Source organism: Microbacterium sp. K41 (genome assembly GCF_004794395.1).
Classification (GTDB): Bacteria; Actinomycetota; Actinomycetes; order Actinomycetales; family Microbacteriaceae; genus Microbacterium; species Microbacterium sufflavum.
The window spans coordinates 1-1,551 of sequence record NZ_SSDO01000378.1 but is presented as its reverse complement, the minus strand read 5'-3'; the positions used below and the strand labels follow the sequence as shown (position 1 = coordinate 1,551).

1 protein-coding gene is annotated in these 1,551 nt (G+C 72.2%); it reads right to left on the bottom strand.

Annotation, left to right across the window (positions count from 1 at the left end):
* Positions 1-211: 211 nt before the first annotated feature.
* Positions 212-1,108, bottom strand: coding sequence for an aldose 1-epimerase family protein (locus tag DW309_RS11790; RefSeq protein ID WP_136045484.1), 897 nt, complete (start codon positions 1,106-1,108; stop codon positions 212-214).
* Between the last annotated feature and the right edge of the window lie 443 nt (positions 1,109-1,551).

Genomic DNA, 1,551 nt, shown 5'->3' with positions numbered 1-1,551 from the left:
GGCGTCACCCGACGCACCCTCCGGAGCGGCCGCGCAGCCCGTCATCGCGGGAGCCACGGTCCACGCGGACGGCACGCCGGTCAGTCGCCGGGAGCTGCGCGACCACCACGGCGAGTAGAGCGCGCCACGACTCCGCGGAAGGGGCCCCGATGCACATCAGACGATGGGGATCGGGGCCCTTCGCTCGCGGATCGGAGGTGGTGCGTCGGCCTCAGCCGAACGTGATGCCCCACTCCAGCGTCCAGGTCTCGCCCTGAGCCAGGCGGCGCAGGCCGATCCCGCTGTTGAACGCGTCGGCGGGGGCCGTCATCGGTTCGATCGCGACGGCGAGCGGCGTGCCGGGGTAGTTCCGCGCCGTGTACACCTGGGCGACGTCGAAGCCCTCGCCCTGCCACAGCGTGACGGTGCGGCCGTCGGGCGCGGTGAGGGTGTGGCGCACGCGGCCGTCGGCGTCGCGGTCGAGATCGGTCAGCCCGGTGTCGAGCGTCGCATCGCCCAGGCGCAGCCCCGTGCGCAGCGCCGGATCGGCGGGCCGGGTGCCGACCGGAAGCAGGCGGTCGTCGGTCTCGAAGGCGGTCTGCGCGGGAACCCGCAGCACCAGCTCGTGCGGGTCGACGTCGCCGATCGTGACGAACGGGTGCGTGCCGAGCGCGACCGGCGCCGCGGACTCCGACCAGTTCGTGATGGTGTGCGTGACCTCGATGCCGTCGGCGGTGAGCACGTAGGCGACCGAGGTCTCGAGCAGATACGGGTAACCCGTCTGCGGATACACCGTGGCGCGCAGGGTCGCCGCGGCGTCGGTCTGCTCGACCGCGTACGGCGTGAAGCGGAGCAGGCCGTGGCTGGCATTGGCCGTCTTGGGCTCGGAGACCGTGAGTTGGCGGACCGTGCCCTCGTCGTCCCAGCGGCCGTCGCGGATGCGGTTGGGCCAGGGGACGAGCACGACGCCGGAGCACGACGGGGTGGGGGTGTCGAGCGGGTACGGGGGCACGAGGTCGACCTCGCCGATGCGGAGGGAGCGCAGCGACGCGCCGACCTGGGCGATCTGCGCTGTCACCTCGCCGAGTCCGAGGTGCACCTGGAGGCCGGTGGGGGAGACGGGGGTCACCCCGTCATCGTAGTGGGGCGCGGGTCGCTCCCAGGGTCGGCCGGTACACTGGCATGGTCGGCTTCGGACACCCGCGCAGGGCGCGGACGTTTTTCAGTGTGTGAAGTGTGAGTCCAGGGGCCGATGGTGAACGTCGATCGACGTGAATCAACCATCACAGGAATGGCCCCGGCCGCAGATCGTCCGGAACTCCGCATCCGTCGGAGTGCTCGCGCGCGTGCGCAGCGCTGTTCTCGTGCGAGAACGCAGAAGGACACCCCCCGCATGCCCAAGAACAAGAAGCCCAAGGGCGGCCGCGCCGCCGCCAACTTCGAGCCGCGCTACGGCGCCAAGAAGACCTCCTTCCACGAGCGGCACCGCGGTGCGCCCGCCCGTGACGGTGCGCGCGACGAGCGCGGTACCAGGGCCGACGCGGGCGACCGCCGCTCGACCGCCGGCTATGA